Source organism: Streptomyces sp. NPDC058469, from assembly GCF_042721125.1.
Taxonomy (GTDB): Bacteria; Actinomycetota; Actinomycetes; order Streptomycetales; family Streptomycetaceae; genus Streptomyces.
In genome coordinates this window covers 46,314-63,251 of record NZ_JBHXME010000027.1, presented here as the reverse complement: position 1 = coordinate 63,251, position 16,938 = coordinate 46,314, and the positions used below count along the sequence as shown (strand labels likewise).

General features: G+C 69.0%; 17 protein-coding genes and 3 pseudogenes. 13 read left to right on the top strand and 7 right to left on the bottom strand.

Translation table 11 applies throughout. The annotated features are described in order from the left end of the window. Positions 1 to 63: 63 nt before the first annotated feature. Positions 64 to 1,002: a carbon-nitrogen hydrolase family protein gene (locus ACFWP5_RS15510; protein ID WP_384155491.1), complete on the bottom strand. Its 939-nt coding sequence runs from the start codon at positions 1,000 to 1,002 to the stop codon at positions 64 to 66. A gap of 15 nt (positions 1,003 to 1,017) precedes the next feature. After that, a complete protein-coding gene (locus tag ACFWP5_RS15505) occupies positions 1,018 to 1,440 on the bottom strand; it encodes a VOC family protein (RefSeq protein ID WP_384155488.1) in 423 nt (140 codons plus the stop codon). A 64-nt stretch (positions 1,441 to 1,504) separates the two neighbouring features. Here ACFWP5_RS15505 and ACFWP5_RS15500 point away from each other — a divergent pair, with 64 nt between their 5' ends. Together ACFWP5_RS15500 and ACFWP5_RS15495 are read left to right on the top strand one after the other, a co-directional pair. Next, entirely contained in the window at positions 1,505 to 1,891 is a 387-nt protein-coding gene (locus ACFWP5_RS15500; RefSeq protein WP_384155485.1) for a GntR family transcriptional regulator, read from the top strand. A gap of 387 nt (positions 1,892 to 2,278) precedes the next feature. Then, entirely contained in the window at positions 2,279 to 2,662 is a 384-nt protein-coding gene (locus ACFWP5_RS15495) for a hypothetical protein (protein WP_384155482.1), read from the top strand. 174 nt (positions 2,663 to 2,836) lie between these two features. On the opposite strand, the pseudogene ACFWP5_RS15490 reads toward ACFWP5_RS15495, so the two are convergent. The 3 genes and pseudogenes from ACFWP5_RS15490 to ACFWP5_RS15480 all read right to left on the bottom strand — a co-directional run bounded on the left by ACFWP5_RS15490 (position 2,837) and on the right by ACFWP5_RS15480 (position 5,523). Continuing rightward, positions 2,837 to 3,933, bottom strand: a pseudogene (locus ACFWP5_RS15490) (IS630 family transposase). A gap of 346 nt (positions 3,934 to 4,279) precedes the next feature. Continuing rightward, on the bottom strand, positions 4,280 to 5,206 hold the full coding sequence (locus tag ACFWP5_RS15485; RefSeq protein ID WP_384155479.1) for a LysR family transcriptional regulator: 927 nt from the start codon (positions 5,204 to 5,206) through the stop codon (positions 4,280 to 4,282). A gap of 17 nt (positions 5,207 to 5,223) precedes the next feature. Then, positions 5,224 to 5,523: a hypothetical protein gene (locus ACFWP5_RS15480; protein ID WP_384155476.1), complete on the bottom strand. Its 300-nt coding sequence runs from the start codon at positions 5,521 to 5,523 to the stop codon at positions 5,224 to 5,226. A gap of 150 nt (positions 5,524 to 5,673) precedes the next feature. Between ACFWP5_RS15480 and ACFWP5_RS15475 the strand changes: the two are divergent. Next, a pseudogene (locus ACFWP5_RS15475) lies at positions 5,674 to 5,908 on the top strand (IS5/IS1182 family transposase); the annotation flags it as partial. Between the two features lie 73 nt (positions 5,909 to 5,981). Here ACFWP5_RS15475 and ACFWP5_RS15470 read toward each other — a convergent pair. Further along, a complete protein-coding gene (locus tag ACFWP5_RS15470) occupies positions 5,982 to 6,461 on the bottom strand; it encodes a hypothetical protein (RefSeq protein ID WP_384155473.1) in 480 nt (159 codons plus the stop codon). Between the two features lie 101 nt (positions 6,462 to 6,562). Between ACFWP5_RS15470 and ACFWP5_RS15465 the strand changes: the two are divergent. Beyond that, a pseudogene (locus ACFWP5_RS15465) lies at positions 6,563 to 6,798 on the top strand (transposase); the annotation flags it as partial. A 331-nt stretch (positions 6,799 to 7,129) separates the two neighbouring features. On the opposite strand, the gene ACFWP5_RS15460 reads toward ACFWP5_RS15465, so the two are convergent. Then, positions 7,130 to 8,083, bottom strand: coding sequence for a DUF4232 domain-containing protein (locus tag ACFWP5_RS15460; RefSeq protein ID WP_384155470.1), 954 nt, complete (start codon positions 8,081 to 8,083; stop codon positions 7,130 to 7,132). Positions 8,084 to 8,342: 259 nt separating this feature from the next. On the opposite strand from ACFWP5_RS15460, the gene ACFWP5_RS15455 reads away from it, so the two are divergent. The 9 genes from ACFWP5_RS15455 (at position 8,343) to ACFWP5_RS15415 (ending at position 16,892) form a co-directional block, all read left to right on the top strand. Beyond that, positions 8,343 to 8,519: a hypothetical protein gene (locus ACFWP5_RS15455; RefSeq protein WP_384155467.1), complete on the top strand. Its 177-nt coding sequence runs from the start codon at positions 8,343 to 8,345 to the stop codon at positions 8,517 to 8,519. Between the two features lie 1,131 nt (positions 8,520 to 9,650). After that, on the top strand, positions 9,651 to 10,745 hold the full coding sequence (locus tag ACFWP5_RS15450) for a M20/M25/M40 family metallo-hydrolase (protein WP_384155464.1): 1,095 nt from the start codon (positions 9,651 to 9,653) through the stop codon (positions 10,743 to 10,745). Beyond that, complete coding sequence (lysX, locus tag ACFWP5_RS15445) at positions 10,742 to 11,641, top strand: lysine biosynthesis protein LysX (protein ID WP_384155460.1); 900 nt, start codon at positions 10,742 to 10,744, stop codon at positions 11,639 to 11,641. Before ACFWP5_RS15450 ends, lysX begins: the two co-directional genes overlap by 4 nt. Beyond that, on the top strand, positions 11,641 to 12,957 hold the full coding sequence (locus ACFWP5_RS15440; RefSeq protein WP_384155457.1) for a DegT/DnrJ/EryC1/StrS family aminotransferase: 1,317 nt from the start codon (positions 11,641 to 11,643) through the stop codon (positions 12,955 to 12,957). The genes lysX and ACFWP5_RS15440 overlap by 1 nt, the downstream gene beginning before the upstream one ends. After that, positions 12,954 to 13,796, top strand: coding sequence for a transketolase (locus ACFWP5_RS15435; protein ID WP_384155454.1), 843 nt, complete (start codon positions 12,954 to 12,956; stop codon positions 13,794 to 13,796). The genes ACFWP5_RS15440 and ACFWP5_RS15435 overlap by 4 nt, the downstream gene beginning before the upstream one ends. Beyond that, positions 13,793 to 14,809, top strand: a complete 1,017-nt coding sequence (locus tag ACFWP5_RS15430) for a transketolase family protein (protein WP_384155451.1) — start codon at positions 13,793 to 13,795, stop codon at positions 14,807 to 14,809. Before ACFWP5_RS15435 ends, ACFWP5_RS15430 begins: the two co-directional genes overlap by 4 nt. 1 nt (position 14,810) lies before the next feature. Beyond that, positions 14,811 to 14,981 (top strand): lysine biosynthesis protein LysW, encoded by a 171-nt coding sequence (locus ACFWP5_RS15425; protein WP_384155448.1) that lies wholly within the window; start codon positions 14,811 to 14,813, stop codon positions 14,979 to 14,981. A gap of 13 nt (positions 14,982 to 14,994) precedes the next feature. Beyond that, on the top strand, positions 14,995 to 16,020 hold the full coding sequence (gene argC / locus ACFWP5_RS15420) for an N-acetyl-gamma-glutamyl-phosphate reductase (RefSeq protein ID WP_384155445.1): 1,026 nt from the start codon (positions 14,995 to 14,997) through the stop codon (positions 16,018 to 16,020). Next, a complete protein-coding gene (locus ACFWP5_RS15415; RefSeq protein ID WP_384155443.1) occupies positions 16,017 to 16,892 on the top strand; it encodes a [LysW]-aminoadipate kinase in 876 nt (291 codons plus the stop codon). The genes argC and ACFWP5_RS15415 overlap by 4 nt, the downstream gene beginning before the upstream one ends. The last annotated feature ends 46 nt before the right edge of the window (positions 16,893 to 16,938 follow it).

The following is a 16,938-nucleotide window of genomic DNA, read 5'->3' as shown; positions in this document are numbered from 1 at the left end:
AAGGCTTTGGTACTCGCCGTGCGGCCGCCGCGCCCCTTGGTGCCTGTCGTTGCGCGATACGGGTCAGTCCTGGAACCGCGACGCCGCGCGGCGACGCCGGTCCACGTCCACGGTGAAGACGTCGGGTCGGCTGTAGTGCCCGGTCGGGTCCATGGTGAGGCGCTCCGCGCGCACTTCGGCGAGGTCGATGTCGGCGACGATCAGCCGCTCTTCGTCAGCCAGTGGCTCCACCAGCCATCTGCCGTCGGGGGCGGCCAGCGCGGAGCCACCGCGGCAGTATTCGGTGACTCCGGCTTCTTCCAGCGCGGCACGGAGCGGGAAGTCCGCAGGGATGTCCGCCAGCCCGAGCAGGCCGTTGGCGGCCAGGGAGAACACTCGCCCCTCCCGCGCGATGAACCGGGTGATGTCGACGGTGTTCCGCGGGTTGCCCGGCCACACGCTCACGTGCAGCTCCTCACCCTGGGCGTAGAGCGCGTGGCGGGCCTGCGGCATCCAGTTCTCCCAGCAGTTCAGCCCGCCGACCCGCGCCGCGCCCGCCTGGTGCACCCGTAGCCCGTTACCGTCGCCGATGCCCCACACCAGCCGCTCCTCATAAGTCGGCATGAGCTTGCGGTGGGTACCGACGACGCCGGCGTGCGGGTCGATGGCGACCAGCGTGCAGAACACCGTGCCGCGCCCGACCGTGACGTCGCGCTCGATGGTGCCCAGGTACACGAAGATGCCGAGATCGCGTGCCGCCTCGGTGATGAGCAGGATTTCCCGACCGGTCACCTCGACCGCCGCATCAAGGTAGGCCGCGTACGCCCGTTTCTGCATTGCGTCGTCGAACCTGGCCCCACCGGTGTGCTCCAGCCACGAGGGGTATCCGGACAGGAACGTCTCGGGGAACGCGAGGAGCTCCACCTGCTGGGCGGCCGCGTTCTCCATCCAGGCGATGACCTTCTTCGTGGTGGCGGACGGGTCGAGCCAGTATGGGCGGGCCTGGGCGGCTGCGATGCGCATCGTCCGATTCCCCTTTCAGACCGAGGTCGCGAAGACGTCGGCGTCCTCAGCGAAGGCTTTGAACTCGAGCGCGTTGCCGGCCGGGTCGGTGAGGAACATCGTCCACTGCTCGCCCGGCCGGCCGGCGAAGCGTAGGTAGGGCTCGATGACGAACGCCGTGTCAGCGGTACGGAGCCGCTCGGCCAAGGCGTGGAACTCCGGCACCGTCAGCAACAGCCCGAAGTGGGGAACAGGGACGTCATGACCGTCGACCGGATTCGCGGCACGCGGCGCGGCAGGCGCGAGATGCGTGACCAGCTGGTGACCGCGCAAGTTCCAATCAATCCACAGGTCGCTGCTGCGCCCCCGCTCGCAGGCCAGCACGTCGCCATAGAAACGTGTGGCAGCCGCCAGGTCATCGACAGGAATAGCGAGATGAAACCGTGGGATTCGAGTCATGTCTGCATGTTAACATTAGGACATTGATGAAATCAACGATCTCCCCCCGGCGCGACGACGCGGGATGGCCGATGAGGTCGCCGACCGCGTGCGAGAAGCGATCTACGCCGGTGTCTACGCACCCGGTGCGCCGCTGCGCGAGGTCGAGCTGGCGACGGTGCTGCGGGTGAGTCGCGGCCCGGTCCGCGAAGCGCTGCTGCGCCTGGAGCGCGAAGGCCTGCTGCCCTCGATGGGCTCCAGCGTGGACTGCGTGGACAACGCGATGATGGAATCCTTCTGGGCCCGGGTCCAGGTCGGACTCCTCGACCGCGGACGGTGGCGCACCCGGCTGGAGCTGTCCACCGCGCTCTTCGAGTACCTGGAAATCTTCCACAACCGACAGCGCAGACACTCCGCACTGGGCATGCTCAGTCCGGTCGATTACGAACTCCGCACCCCACCAGTAGCGTGAAACCAAGCAACTCGACTCCACCCAACTCCGGACAGTCCGGAGCCTCCATCAGACCCGGAGCGCTTCACACCAGGAACTTCCTCCTGAACGTCCGCAAGGAGCTGCTGTCGCGTCCTTGAAGTCTGTTTACGCTTGATCTTGTCGAGGATCCGATTGTCATCCGGGTCGCCGCGCGCGGCTCGTGCGCGGCGCCTTTGGGGACCCCCGCATGCCACGCTGCCTCCCTGCCCGCACGGCCTGAACACCTCAGTTGCGTAGCCAGGGTCCATCCCGCCATGACAGGACCGCGTTGGCGTTCCGCTGAGCGGACCCATGCATGACACAGCAGGCCCTCCCCTGCACTCTCTGCAGAGCAATGCACTGACGACAGTGACCAGGAGGCATGAAATGAGAAGCAAGTTACGGCGACGTGGCGCCATGGTGGCAACAGTCGCGGCCCTGAGCGTCGGCGGGCTGGTGGTGGCCACCGGCAGCGCATCCGCCGCGGTCGCGTTGATCCACGTCACCTCGAACACCGGATTGGGCGTCTACAACGCCCCCCACACGGCCAGCGGCAAGGTCGGAGTCCCGGACATGGGACTCGGGGACGCGATCATCGCCGACTGCTGGGACCGCGGAGACAACATCGGCGGCGGAAACGTCTGGTACCACACGCTGTCGGAGCGTTACAACGCCAGCACCGGGCAGGAACTATTCGTCACCGGATGGACGTACGGGGCGTACGTGGACGGCAACGCGGCGTTCCATGCCGGGGCCATTCCGGAGTGCTGATCTAACAGGACGTCGCCTCGGCACCGTTCACCGCGACGACGTCGTCTTCGTGGAAGTCTTCGTCCGCCCCTGGGGGGGGAACCGACGAAATGCGGTGCTCGGGGTGACGGAATTCGTAGAGCGCGAGGTCAGTCGGCTGGACGGCTGCCAGGTGTGCGTCGGCTCTCGCGGGACTCACAGTGACGCGTCGGCGCCCCGCTGGTGTCGCGTGCTTGAAGTCTGTTTGCGCTTGATCTTGCCGAGGATCTGGTCGGCTGTCTTGGTCCAGGTGAACGGCATGCAGCGGGTGTTGTAGCCGTCGATGAAGGCGCGCATGGCGGCCTTGAGGTCGTGGACGGACTCGAAGGTGCCGCGCCATATGGCCTGCCGGGTGATGATCCCGAAGAAGATCTCGACCATGTTCAGCCACCAGCAGGAGGTGAGGTGAACTGCAGGGTGATCCGGGGGTTCTTCGCCGGCCACGCCTTGACGTTGGGATGCTTGCGGGTGGCGTAGTCGTCGACCACAACGTGCAGTTTCACCCGGGGATGGGCCTTGGCGACCTGCTTGATGTAGGCCAGGAACTCCTTGTTGTGGTGCCGCTCGAAGCAGGCGTCGGCGCTGATTCTCCCGGTGGCGACTTCCAGGGCGGCGAACAGCGAGGTCGTGCCGTTGCGTTTGTAGTCGTGGGTCTGCCGCTCGGGCAGGCCCGGCCGCAGCGGCAGCATCGGGGCGGTGCGGTCCAGTGCCTGGATCTGGGTCTTTTCGTCCACGCAGACCACGACCGCTTTCTCCGGCGGAGCCAGATACAGCCCGACGACGTCACGGATCTTCCACTCCAGCTCGGGATCGGTGGAGAACTTGAAGGTCTCCACCCGGTGCGGCTGCAGGCCCCACTTGCGCCAGACCTTGGCCACCGCGGAGAAGGACAGCCCCAGCTCTGCGCCCAGCAGCCGCGACGACCAGTGCGTCACCCCCAGACCGGCCGGCGGGCGACCGCTGTCGGCCAGCGTTGCCACCAGCACAGCCCCCTCCTCCATCGTTGCCGGCCGGCCCGGACGCGGCAGGTCCCCGAGCGCGACGATCCCCGAAACCTGGTAGCGGTCACGCCACTTCAGCACGGTCGGACGCGAGGTCCCCAGCCGGGCGGCAATGTCCGTGTTGGACACGCCCTCCGCCGCCAGCACCAGGATCCGCGCCCACTGCACCAGCCTCGCCGGGGCCGTCGACATCCGCGTCAACGCCTCCTTCAGGACAGCCCACCGAACCGGACGCCTCGACGCCTGGAGCAAAGAGAACCAGTCACGCGCAGTCGTGAATCCTCATTCCCATGCCGCGCAACATACGAACTGTCGTTGCCTGTAAGGGAGTTACTCTCCGGAGCGGCCGACTTGGCCTTGTGGGCCGAGACTCATTCTCGGCCTACTCGATCGAGCCGGGGAACGTCGGCGTGCAGCAGATGCGAATCGTTGAACGTCATTGAACTTCTTCAGCGTTGCCGCTCCAGGGCAGGGATGCAGCACAGTTGAAATGCCGTGAGCTGATGTCTTTCGCGTCGAGGCATGGCCATGGTCGAGACACGGCCTTCATGATGCATTTGACGCAACCAGGCCTCGGAAAAATGACGCCAAGCTTCAATCACGGCCCATCAGGACTCGATGCCCCTGCCCCCGTTGCGAGGCGGCTCGCGCAGGCCTCTTGTTCGGGCAGCAGGGCGGAGGCGGCGTCGACGAACTCCTGGACCAGGCCGGTGGTTCGCCCGGTGGGCCAGGCCGCCGCGACATGGTTGGGGCCGAGGTCTTCGACCGGGATCGCCTCGATGCCGGGTCTGGTGTAGAAATTCGCGGTGGACGCTGGGATCACGGCGATCCCTTGTCCGCCGGCGACGAGTTCGAGTTTCTCTTCGACGCTGTGGATCGCCGGCACCGGGCGGCGCTCACCGGTTCGCAGTTCCACCGCGATATCGCGCCATTCGGGGACGGCGTCGGGGTCCTGCAGGAGGTGATCGGCCGCCAGGTCGGCGACCTGCACGGTTTCCTTGCCCGCGAGGCGATGGGACGAGGCCACCATGACGAGGCGCGGTTCGGTGTAGAGCGGCCTGATCTCCAGGCCTGCCGGGTCGATCGGCAACCGGACGATGCCGACATCCGCGCGGGCGTCGTGGAGCACATCCACCTGGTCGTGCCAGCCGGTGCGCAGCATCCGCACGTCCAGCCCGGGGTGGCGCTCGCGCAGCAGGCGAACGACAGGAGTCAACGTGATTCCCGGCATGAACCCGATCGTGAAGCGGGTGACGCTCTCGCCTGCGGCGCGTACCCGCCGCAGCAGTGCATCCGCGCTCGCCAGCAGGGGCCCGGCGTCGTGGACGAGTTGTTCGCCTGCCGATGTGAGCACGGAGCCGCGGCGGTCGCGCATGAACACGTCCAAGCCCAGCTCGCCTTCGAGCACCCGGATCTGGCGGGAGAGCACGGGTTGGGTGATGTGCAGGCGCTCCGCGGCGCGTCCGAAGTGGAGTTCCTCGGCTACCGCGAGGAAGTAGCGAAGCTTGCGCAGGTCGACGTCCATGCGGTTCCTCCGGGTGATCAGCCGCGCGCGAAGGTGGCGAGCGGGTCACCGTGCGTCGGTGCCCAGCCCAGCTCGCGGCGGGCCTTGGCCGAGGTGAGGCGCTGGTCCAGCGCGAACGCGTCCGCGACGGGCCCCATCTCGGCACGGGCCTGCTCCAGCGTGATCGAGACCGTCTTGCCGTCGAGTCCGGCACCGCGCGCCGCCGCTTCGGCGACCTGCTTCATCGTCGGGTGGCTCTCGCCGACCCCGATATAGACCGACCCCGCCTTCGCCGAGAGCGCGGCGACGTAGAGCGTGGCCATGTCGTCGATGTGCACGAGCCCCCACCGGTTGGCGCCGTCACCGATGTACGCGCGGCCTGGCCACACGATGCGACAAACTCGCCATCGACTACCAGGCCGCACTCCACTTCGCCGCCATCCTCATCTGGGCACGACGCTAACTAAAGAGACAGAACCTGAGGTCGGTGGCATGAGGCCGGCGTCTTCGAGACGCTGCATGGCATCCTGCTCGCCGAGCTGCACGCGGCCGACGCCCTGGACTGGACCCGGGCCTGCGTGGATGCCTCCCACATCCGCGCAAAAAAAAGGGGGCGAGGCGACCGGCCCCTCACCGGTCGACCGCGCAAAGACGGGCAGTAAACACCATCTGATCTGCGACGGGAACAACACCCCGTTCAAGGTCATCACCACCGCGGCCAACGGGCCGCCTTCCGGCCTCGCGTAAAAGAAGAGCTGCTCGCCCGGCGGCATCTTGAAGCGGTCGGGAGATCCGTTCAGCCGATGGTGAAGCGCTGGTTCTGGGCGCCTCGGTCGCAGCGGGCAGTGCGGTAGTAGCCGTTGTCCTGCTGGTAGAGGCAGCGGCCCGTGCCGACGCTTTGGAGCATGACGGCGCTGCGAGCGGCGGGCTGGACGGTGCGCCACTTCTGGTATGAGCCGCCGTTACAGCGCAGGGGGTAGACGTCGCCCCGGTCATTGCTGTCGAGGCAGCGGCCCCAGAAGTTGTTCTTAAGAGTGGTGCTGGTGTTGAGGCGGCCGTTCCACTGCCACAGGAGGCTACCGCGTCCGGTGGTGCAGCGGTCGCCCTTGAGGCCGGTTTCGGAGGTCTCGCGCAGGCAGTCACCGTAGCGGTAGTTCGCGAAGCGGCTGGTGGCGGTGGCAGCCGAGGCGGGTGTGGGGGTGAGGAGGGGGAGGGCGAGGGCGAGGCCGGCTGCGGCGATGAGGGCGGCGAAGGCTTTCCGGGTCGGGCGACGCACCAGGGGGCTCCTTACAGTGGTTTTCAGAGGTACCTCGACAGGATCCCCGAACACCAGCGCCTACGCCTGAAAAATGGGGAAAACCCCGGATCGAGCCGCTCATGCCGGCCGATCCGGTCCGGGGACGGCGCTGGGCCGATCACCGCGGCACGCTCGAGGCCATCGCGTGGAAGTACCCGCGCCAACTCGCCCTGGCGGGACCTCCCCGAGGAGCTCGGCTCGTTCCAGACGACCCATAAGCGGCTGATCAGGTGGGCCGTCGACGGCACGTGGGAGAAGATCTTCACCGCCGTCCTCGCCGCAGCGGATGCCGTCGACGACATCGGCTGGACCGTAGCAATCACTAATCGGACAGACACATCCGATCAACTGACCAACCCATCAAAGAGACACGCTCTAGGTGGCACCGAAGCAGGCCGGCGAGGTGGTGACGGTGTGCGTGGACGGTGGCAGACGGCACGGGTAGGCCAGAGGGCAGGTGTCCTCGGCGTGCTCTTTGGTGCACGTCACAAAGTCCCAACGGCCACCGGGGGCACCCCGGTTGCGCCCCGTCACGCTGCTCCAAGCACATAACACGAAGTCAACTGCTGACCCTTCCCGACACCCGGGGCGACTTCGTGACCATCACGCGCGAGCAGGGGATCAGCAGCCGACTTCGCGGGGTCCGCTCAGTGCTCCGCCTGCTGCCACGATGTGACCCCGAGCTGTCCGGTGGTTCCGAGGTCGAGGTTCGGGGTCACGATCACCGGGGCGGCACCGGCCTTCGCCCGGACTCGCACATAGGGCACGTTCACCGGCGTGCCGAACTCGGTGGTATTGCGCCAGACCAGGCTGGCCGTCGCCGACTCGCCGGGCCTGAGTGTGACGGGACCGGGCTGCTGCTTGTCGTCCGAGCTGCCGGGGGTGATCTCGCCGCCGCTGTCCTGGATCTTGACGCCGTCGACGTGTTTGAGGTCGTCGTCCAGGAGCTCCAGAAGCGGGTAGCCGTCGACGGTGTAGTCGCGCGTGCCGCAGTTGTCGAGATGCAGGCCCACCACGCGCAGTCCCATGGCCGCGTCGCCCTTGTCGGCGCTTACCCGGATCCCGGAGGCGGGGCACGTGCCCGGTGCGGCCGGCGCCTCGCCCGCGGGGACCTTGGTCACTTCGAGCACCTTGGCCTGCGTCACCCGCGGCGTGGTGGGCGGCAGTTCCCCGGCCCCGACCGTGCCCCGTACGGTCTTTCCTGGGCCGACGTCGCGGACGGTCGCGGTCTGGTTGGCCATAGCCCCGCCGTCGGCGCTCATGAAGGTGATGATGACCGAGTAGGTCAGGGTCTCGGTGCCCTTGTTGGTGACTTCGTAGGCGGCAACGATCCCCGAGTCCCTGGTGAGGCCGTCGGCGGAGACGGAGTGGCTGCGGGTCGGCGAGGGCGAAGACGACGGGAGGGTCAGCGAGATGACCCGTACGCCGTCCTTGCCCGGATCGGCGACCTGCGTACGGGACGACGGCTCGGCCGCACCGGCGTTACCGGCGCCGTCGCGCTCCGTCCCGCAGGCCGTGAGCAGCAGAGCGGTCGCCGCGAGAGCCGACACGAAGGGGACGGTGCGGCCGAGAGCCGGGCGGAGGGGGGCAGGTCTGCGCATCCGGTCATCTGATCAGCGCGTGAACCCCGCACCTGTGACGGAGGCCATAATTCCAGTCACAGGGCTGTCACAACCTCGGCGCGGGCGCGGGTAGTTGGGCGATTCTGGCTCCCCCGACATCGCGGACATGACCTCAGCGGCCCGTTCGAAGTCCACAACCCCCGTCCCGCGGTGCGGGATCAGTATCACCGCCAGCCCGTTCACGTGCCCGTCCACCAGCCCTTTGAACTGCGACCTCAATTTGACGGAGGCTCAGTGCGTGAACCCCACCGCTACCTGGTTCCGCCACTGTCACTCCCCCAGGGACAGCATCGTGCCGGCCGAGGTGGGCCTGGAAGCGGGCGATGTCGCGATAGACGGCCTCGATGTAGGGATCGATCCTGCGCACACGCTCCAACAAGGCCAGAGCCCGGTCTGGTTCACCGTCCCGGAGTAGGCGTACGAGGGCGCTGACCGCATCCAACACCCGTATCCGGCGAGTTGTTAGAGCGGTGGGTTCGCTCGCGTTCGTCCGCGCACAGGCGAAACGCGGCGACGCCAAGGAAGCGCCCACGATCAAGATCCGGACCCATTCCCGGGCCGGCGAACCGCCCCCGAGTGCGGGGAGGCACGATGTGCGCCGACCGGCGACGTGTGCCCCGTGCACCACCAGCAGACCAAGAACATTCTTTGTTCTTACAGTCCTCAGAAACTTGGGTTCTTCTAGAGCCTGAAGTCGGTTGCCTGAAGGCCCGTTGCGCACCAGGCAACCGCTGATCGGACGATCTTCCATTGGGCCACCTGGTACGACGAGGCAGGCAAACACCGGCCACTACGAACCCCTACGACCAGAACCTCCGGGGAGGCGTTCGGCAGCCCCATGAGCGCTGAGGAAGTCGGTCGTTCAAGGGCCGCGGAACACTACACCCTTGACCTTTGATCCTTCGCGAGTGCGAGCCCGAGGACGACATGCGACCTCACCGCAGAGGTCTGGCTGGCGAGTGTGGACGTACAGGTGGCAGCCGTTGCCGACGACCGCCGCGGCACGGGTCCTGACAGTCGCGGAACATGGCCGGAACCGCCGGTCTGTGTATTCGGCGATTCCGGGCGGGAACCCAGTGGCAGACGGCAGCGGCGGCAAGAATCCGTTCATCGGACGACCGATGCGGAGCGCATTCAGGGGCCGTGGACGGATGGCGGGCCGCTGATTCGAGAGGTTTAGTCGGCCATTCACGGTCCCACGGTGGTCTCCGATCAAATCCCGCCAATCTCAGGGGAGTTGATGGGAAGTTGATGGGAAGACGACACAGGCGATCATGTCTTGACCGATTCGATGCTCTCCCCTTAGCGTCACGGGCAGACGATAGCCCCGGGAACCGCGCACAACATCACGGAAACCGGGTGTCGGACAACACGGGGGAACAATCCAATGAACGACCGTCCGGGGTGGTACCGGCCGGTCGCCGCAGGGCATGTGCCCTGTCGGCGCGGCCACGGACAGCGGGGACCACTGGCACTCGGGTGTCCACGTGGCACGCCCAGCCGCGCCCTTCAGGAACCCAGCGCGCACACAGTGCGGGCCTGAGGCGTGCGCGGACACGACGAGACGGTACTGCTGCGGCGCATGGTCGAGACCGCGTCGGTCACCGGCCACGAGGACCGGCTCGCCCGTCAACTCGTCGACGACATGGCCGCACTGGGCTTCCGTGCCCACCGTGACGCCGCCGGTAACGCGGTCGGTGAGCTGGGCGACCTTGACGGGCCGCTGATTCTGCTCCTCGGCCACCTCGATACGGTGCCCGGCGAACTGCCCGTCCACGAACGCGACGGCAAGCTGTACGGCCGCGGCACCGTGGATGCCAAGGGCCCACTCGCGGCCATGGTCTGGGCGGCACTGCGCGCCTCCGCACGCTGCGACGCCCGCATCATGGTGGTCGGCGCCGTCGGCGAGGAGGGCTCCTCACCCGGCGCACACCATCTGCGCGGCGCGATCCGGCCGGACGCGGTCGTCATCGGCGAACCGAGCGGCCTGAGCACCGTCGTCCTCGGCTACAAGGGCATAGTGCGCTGGACTGTCGACGTCTCCCGCCCCGGCTCACACACCAGCTCACCCGGGCCGCGAGCGGTGGAGGTCGCGGCCGGATACTGGGAGACCGTACGCCGACGGCTCGCGGCGCACGGCGGCACACGACCCGCCTTCGACCGGGCGATCCCCGCTCTGGTCGCGCTCGACGGCGACCTCACTCACGCCAGAGTCGAGATCTCCTGCCGCGTCCCGATCGGTTTCGACCGGAACGGGTTCCTGGACTGGCTGCGCGAACTGGCCGGATCCGACACGCTCACCGTCACCGAGAGCCTCCCGGCGGTCCGTTCGCCGCGCACCGACCCGGTGGTGTCCGCGCTGCGGGCGGGGATCCGACGGCATGCCGGGGTGCCGACCGCCAAGGTCAAACTCGGCACCTCCGACATGAACGTCGTCGGCCCTGCGTGGAACGTTCCCATCGCCGCCTACGGCCCCGGCGACTCCCGTCTGGACCACACGGACGAGGAGCACGTGGACCTGGCCGAATACATGACCGCGATCGAGGTACTGACCGCGGCCGTCCAGGAGTTGGCCGTCGGTCCGGCCCGCGGTGGACCCGCGCCCCGCAACGCCGGCGCCGACCGGGAGAAGGCCCTGTGACCGCGAAGGGCGACCTGCGCACACCGGAGAAAGCCACACGCGACCTTCCACCGCGCCTGGCCGTGATCGCGTCCCGGATCGCCGTCGAGGAGAAACGCATCCTCGACGAACTCGACCGGCGCCGCGTCCCGTACGACGTACTCGATCCGCGCACGGCGGTCTTCCACCTGGACCGGCCCCATGCGCCCTGGTCGGTGGCGCTCGCCCGGGAGGTGTCGCACCACCGGAACCTCACGGTGGCGCGCATCCTCGGGCACGCGGGGGTGACCGTGGTCAACAGCGCCCAGGCGATCGCCCTGTGCGGCGACAAGCTCCTCACCACGCTCACTCTCCAGGCCGCCGGACTGCCCGTCCCTCGCTGCCTGGTCACCGCAACCCCGCAGGCGGCCGTAGACGCTCTCGAGGACTTCGGCTACCCGGCGGTCGTCAAGCCCCTGACGGGCTCCTGGGGCCGGCAGGTGGCGAAGCTGACCGACCGGGACGCCGCCGACGCCGTCCTCGAACTACGCGAGGCACTGCCCGACCCGCATCAGCGGATCACCTACATACAGGAGTACGTGGACAAGCCCGGACGAGACATCAGAGCACTCGTCTTCGGCACAGAGGTGGTCGGCGCCGTCTACCGCGTCTCCGAGTCCTGGCGCACCAACACGGCCCGCGACGCACGGACCCTGCCGTGTCCGCTCAGCCCGGACCTCGTGACCCTCGTGACGGCCACCGCGGTCGCGATCTCACCCGGGGTCTACGGAATCGACGTACTCGAGGACAGAGACGGCCGACTGCTCGTCAACGAGGTCAACCACACACCGCAGTTCCGCGGCGCCGCGGAAGTCCTCGACGTGGACTTGGCCGGCCGCTACGTGGACTACCTGATTCAGCGACTGGTGAGGAACTGATGGCCACGTCACGGCTGGCGATGTTCGGCGGGACCCGCACTGTGGAGGCCAGGGCCGGTACCTCCACCCAAACGGCCTGGCCCATCATCACCGACACCGAGCGTGAGGCGGTCCTGCGGGTTCTGGACAGTGGCCGCCTCACGTCGGTGGAACACGGCGAGGTGCAACTGCTGGAACAGGAGTGGGCGGATTACACCGGTGTACGCCATTGCGCGGCCCTGTCATCCGGGACCGCGGCCATCGAGCTGGCACTCGTCGCCTCGGAACTGGAACCCGGCGCCGAAGTCCTCGTGCCCGCCTTCTCCTTCATCGCCACGGCGTCCGCCCCCATATTACGTGGGCTGGTCCCGGTGTTCGTGGACATCGACCCCGTCACGTACACCATGGACCCGGTCGCCGCAGCCGCCGCGATCACACCCCGGACGCAGGCCATCCTCGCGGTCCATCTGCACGGACTGCCCTGCGACATGGACGCCCTGCGCACCCTTGCCGACCGCCACGGGCTGGTCCTCGTGGAAGACGCGGCACAGGCCCACGGCGCGACCTACCGCGGCAGGCAGGCCGGCGCCCTCGGGGACGTGGCCGCGTTCAGCCTCAACGCCTCCAAGAATCTGCCCACGAGCGGCGAGGGCGGTCTGCTCACCACGGGCGACAAGGCCGTGTACGAACGCGTCTTGCTGCACCGGCAGTTCGGCGAGGACCTGAACGGGCGCGGGGAGCGCGCCTACCTCTCGCGGGTGGTCGCCGGCAACGCCAAACTCAGCAGCATCCAGGCCGCCTTCACCCGCGGCCAGCTCTCCCGGCTCACCGAGCGGCACGAGCAGCGCGGCCGCAACGTGCGCGGGTTCCTCGGGCGGCTCGCGGAACTCGACGGGCTGGTGACACCCCACTGCCCGGACGACCGAACCCACGCCTGGTTCCAGCTGCGGCTGCGCTTCGACCATCAGAAAATGGGCTGCCCGGACGTCCACCCCGGAGCCCTGCGGACCGTGCTGCAGCGGGCGCTGCGCGCAGAGGGCGTGCCCGTGCGGCCGTACCAGTCGCTGCCCCTGCCTGCCCAGCCCGCGCTGCGCGCCACCCTGCCGCGGGAGCGGCCCTACCACCCCGATGACCACCCCGCCACGCTGGCCCTGATCGAGGACTCCCTGACCATGCAGCGGTGGCATCTCAACCCGGCCGCGGGGCCACTCCTGGAGCGCTGCGCCGACGCGTTCGAGAAGGTGTGGGGCCACCTGGACGTACTGCTGCCCGTAGCCCGGTCGATGACGTACGAGCCGTTGTGGCGGCGGACCGGCACAGTGGCAGCGCCCGCATGACGCGCACCGGAATCAGCACCGGGGAACTGGCCGACCGTGCCCACCGCGCCCGCGAGGCCGTACTCGCGATGGGTGCGACCGAACACGGCACCCACGTGGGCGGCAGCCTCTCTGCCGTCGATCTGCTCACCGTCCTGTACGGAGCGGTGCTGCGGGCACGACCCGACGAGCCCGACTGGGCCGACCGCGACTGGTTCGTGCTGAGCAAGGGCCACGCCGCCGCCGCGCTGTACGCGGTACTGGCCGAGCACGGCTACTTCCCGCCCGAGGAGTGCCGCACGTACGCACAGCGGCACAGCCGACTGGCCGGACACCCGCTGCGACGTGTGCCCGGCGTGGAGTTCCCGACCGGATCACTCGGTCATGGGCTGTCGCTCGCCGCCGGAGTGGCTCTGGCCGCGGCCCGCACCGGCAGGAGCAACCGCGCGTTCGTCCTGCTCGGCGACGGCGAGCTGCAGGAGGGCTCCAACTGGGAGGCCATCATGGCCGCGGCCCACTTCGGCCTGGACAACCTGACCGCACTCGTCGACCGCAACGGCTGGCAGATCAGCGGCCGCACCGAGGAATCCCTGGGACTCGAACCGCTCGCCGACCGCTGGCGCAGTTTCGGCTGGTCGGTCGTCGAGACCGACGGGCACGACCTCGACGCGCTGCGGTCCGTGCTCGGGACGCTGCCGGCCGCACCGGGCCGGCCCACCGTCGTCATCGCCAGGACCACGAAAGGCCGTGGAGTGCCGATCTTCGAAGACCGCAAGAAGAGCCATTACGTACGGCTCAACCCGCGACTGCACGAGCGGGCGCTGGCCGGGCTGCGCGCCCGACGAAGGAACCCGGCGTGACAACGGCCCAGGAAGGCCAGTTGTTCGCCCAGGACGCGTGGGCCGAGCTCTACGCGGACTCGGCCCGGGACGTCCAGCGCCGTACCCTCCTCGAGCTGGCCCGCCGGGACAAGCGGATCTTCTGCGTCGACTCCGACACCGGAGGGTTCGAGGACGGCTTCGCGGCCGAACTGCCCGCCCAGTACGTCAACGTCGGCATCGCCGAGGCGAACCTGTTCGGGATGTCCGCCGGACTCGCGGCCACCGGACTGATCCCGTTCGCCCACACGATGAGCGCCTTCGCCACCACCCGCGCCTGCGAGCAGCTGAAACTCGACGTGGCGGGCAACAACCTGCCCGTGCGCGTGATCGCCACCCACGGCGGCGTCTCCGCCGGCCACTATGGCCCATCGCACCACGCCATCCAGGACCTCGCCATCCTGCGGACGCTGCCCCACCTGACCGTCCTCGTACCGGCCGACGCCGGTGAGACGGCCCTCGCCGTGCGGGCCGCCGCCCACCATCCGGGCCCGGTGTACATCCGGCTCGGCCGCAACGCCACACCACGGATCTACCCCGAGCCGTACGACTTCCGCATCGGCGCCTCCGTACAACTGGCTGACGGCGACGACCTGACCGTCGTCGCGACCGGCCCCCTGCCGGTCCACTACGCACTCGGCGCGCGGGAGGTGCTCGCGGACCGGGGCATCGCGGCCCGGGTGGTGAACATGCACACCGTCAAGCCCCTCGACCAGGTCGCGCTGCTGCGCGCCGCGCAGGAGACCGCCGGCATCGTCACTGTCGAGGACCACCTCGTCGTCGGCGGCCTCGGTGGTGCGGTGAGCGAGGTGGTGAGCGCCGAACATCCCTGCCGGGTCCGCCGCCTGGGGATCCCGGACCGCTACCTCGACACCGTCGGCGACGAACGCGACCTGCTGGCCGACGCCGGCGTCACGGTCGACCGCATCGTGGCGGAGGCGCTGAGCCTGCTCAAGCCCGCCAGAACGGACAACCACAACACAAGGAGAAGGTGACATGGCCACAGCCACGTGCCCGAGCTGCGAGAGCGACGTCGCACTGGATGCCGTGCCCCGGCAGAACGAGATCGTCGAGTGCGGCGACTGCCGCAGCGAGCTGGAGATCCTCAGCCTCGAACCGGTCGTCCTGGCGGTCGCCCCCGAGGTCGAAGAGGACTGGGGTGAATGAGACTCGGGGTCGCGTGATCCGGGCGGCCATCATCGGCGCGAGCGGCTACATCGGAGGAGAACTGTGCCGGCTCCTGCTCGGTCACCCGCGCCTGGAGCTGGTGGCGCCGGTCTCACGCAGCCTGGCGCGGCGGCGCGTCGACGGAGCCCACCCCAACCTGCGCGGTCTGACCGACCTGACCTTCACGACGTCGGAGGACGCGGCGGACTGCGATGTGGTGTTCCTCGCCGCCCCGCACCGCGAGACCATGGGCATGGTGGCCCACTGGGCCGACCGGTCCGTGTGCCTGATCGACCTCAGTGCCGACTTCCGCTTGCACGATCCGGCGGTGTACGAGCACTACTACGGCGCCCGGCACACCGCCCCGGAGCTGCTCACCAAGTTCGTGACCGGCTGGCCCGAACGGCATCGCAAGGATCTCGTCGGCGCCGACCGGATCAGCGTGCCCGGCTGCATGGCGAACGCCGCCGTGCTGGCGCTGTATCCCCTGGCGGCGGCGGGGCTGATCGGGGACACGGCAACGGTGGACGGTCGTATCGGGTCGAGCGGTTCGGGGGCGGGGGCCGGACCGATGAACCTGCACGCCGAACGCAGTGGCGCCATGCGGGTGTTCGCCCCCACCGGCCATCGCCACGAGGCGGAGGTGGCACAGGCCACCGGGCTGACCGTGCGGATGAGTGCGACTGGTGTGGAGGCCGTGCGCGGCGCCCAGGTACTGTGCCGGGCCACCCTCGAGACCGACGTCGGCGAGAACGACCTGCGCCGTGTCTATCGCGACTGCTACGGCGAGGAACCGTTCGTCCGCGTGGTGGCTCAGCGGCGCGGTCTCCACCGGCTGCCCGAGCCGAAGATCCTCAGCGGGTCCAACTTCTGCGACGTGGGTTTCGCCCTCGACGCCGACCGCGGTGAGGTCATCGCCGTCGCGGCGCTCGACAACCTGATGAAGGGAGCGGCCGGCAACGCCGTGCAGTGCCTCAACATCAGACAGGGCTGGCCGGAGCGCCTGGGGCTGGAGTTCCCCGGGCTGCACCCGCTGTGAGCGCGGGCCCGTCCGGCGTGCCGGGCATCGTGGTGGTCAAGTGCGGGGGCAGCGGGGCAGTGGACGTCGACCGGCTCTGCGAGGACGTCGCCGAGCTGACCTCGGCCGGCCGCAACGTGGTCCTGGTCCACGGTGGTTCCGCCGAGATGAGCCGCCTCGCGGAACAACTCGGTGTACGGCTGCGCCACCTCACCGCACCCGACGGTGTGGTGACCCGCTACACCGATGCTGCCACGCTGGACGTGCTCACCCTGGCCCTCAGCGGCCGGGTCAAACCCTCGCTCGTCGCCGCGCTGGACCGGCACGACGTCCGCGCCGTGGGACTGACCGGACTCGACGCCGGGCTGCTGCGTGCGCGGCGCAAGAAGGCGGTACGGGCGGTGGTCGACGGGCGTGTCACCATCATCCGGGACGACCGCAGCGGCCGGATCACCGAGGTGAACACGCGGCTGCTGCTCGACCTGCTCGCCACGGGGGTCGTACCGGTGGTGTCGCCGCCGGCGATCGCGGAGGACGGGGAACCGGTCAACACCAATGCCGACCGGGCCGCAGCGGCAATCGCCGGGGCACTGCGGGCGCGAACCCTGGTCTTCCTCACCGGGGCGCCCGGGGTGCTGACGGATCCCGCGGATCCTGCCAGCGTGCTGGACACGTACACGGTGCCCGCGGCGGGCCGACCGGTGCCTGAGTGGGTGACGGGCGGTATGACCGTCAAGCTGGTCGCGGCTCGCGAAGCGCTGCTCGCCGGGGTTCCGGAGGTGTGGATCGCGGACGGAGGGGCCGCCCACCCGCTGAAGGCGACGTCCGGCGACGGTCCGGGTACCAGGCTCACGCTGTCCGGGCCGCAGCAGGCCACCTCGCCGTCACCGTAGGCGCAGCGCCCCCGCCTCACGCCAGAGCGAGGCGGGGGCGCCCCAC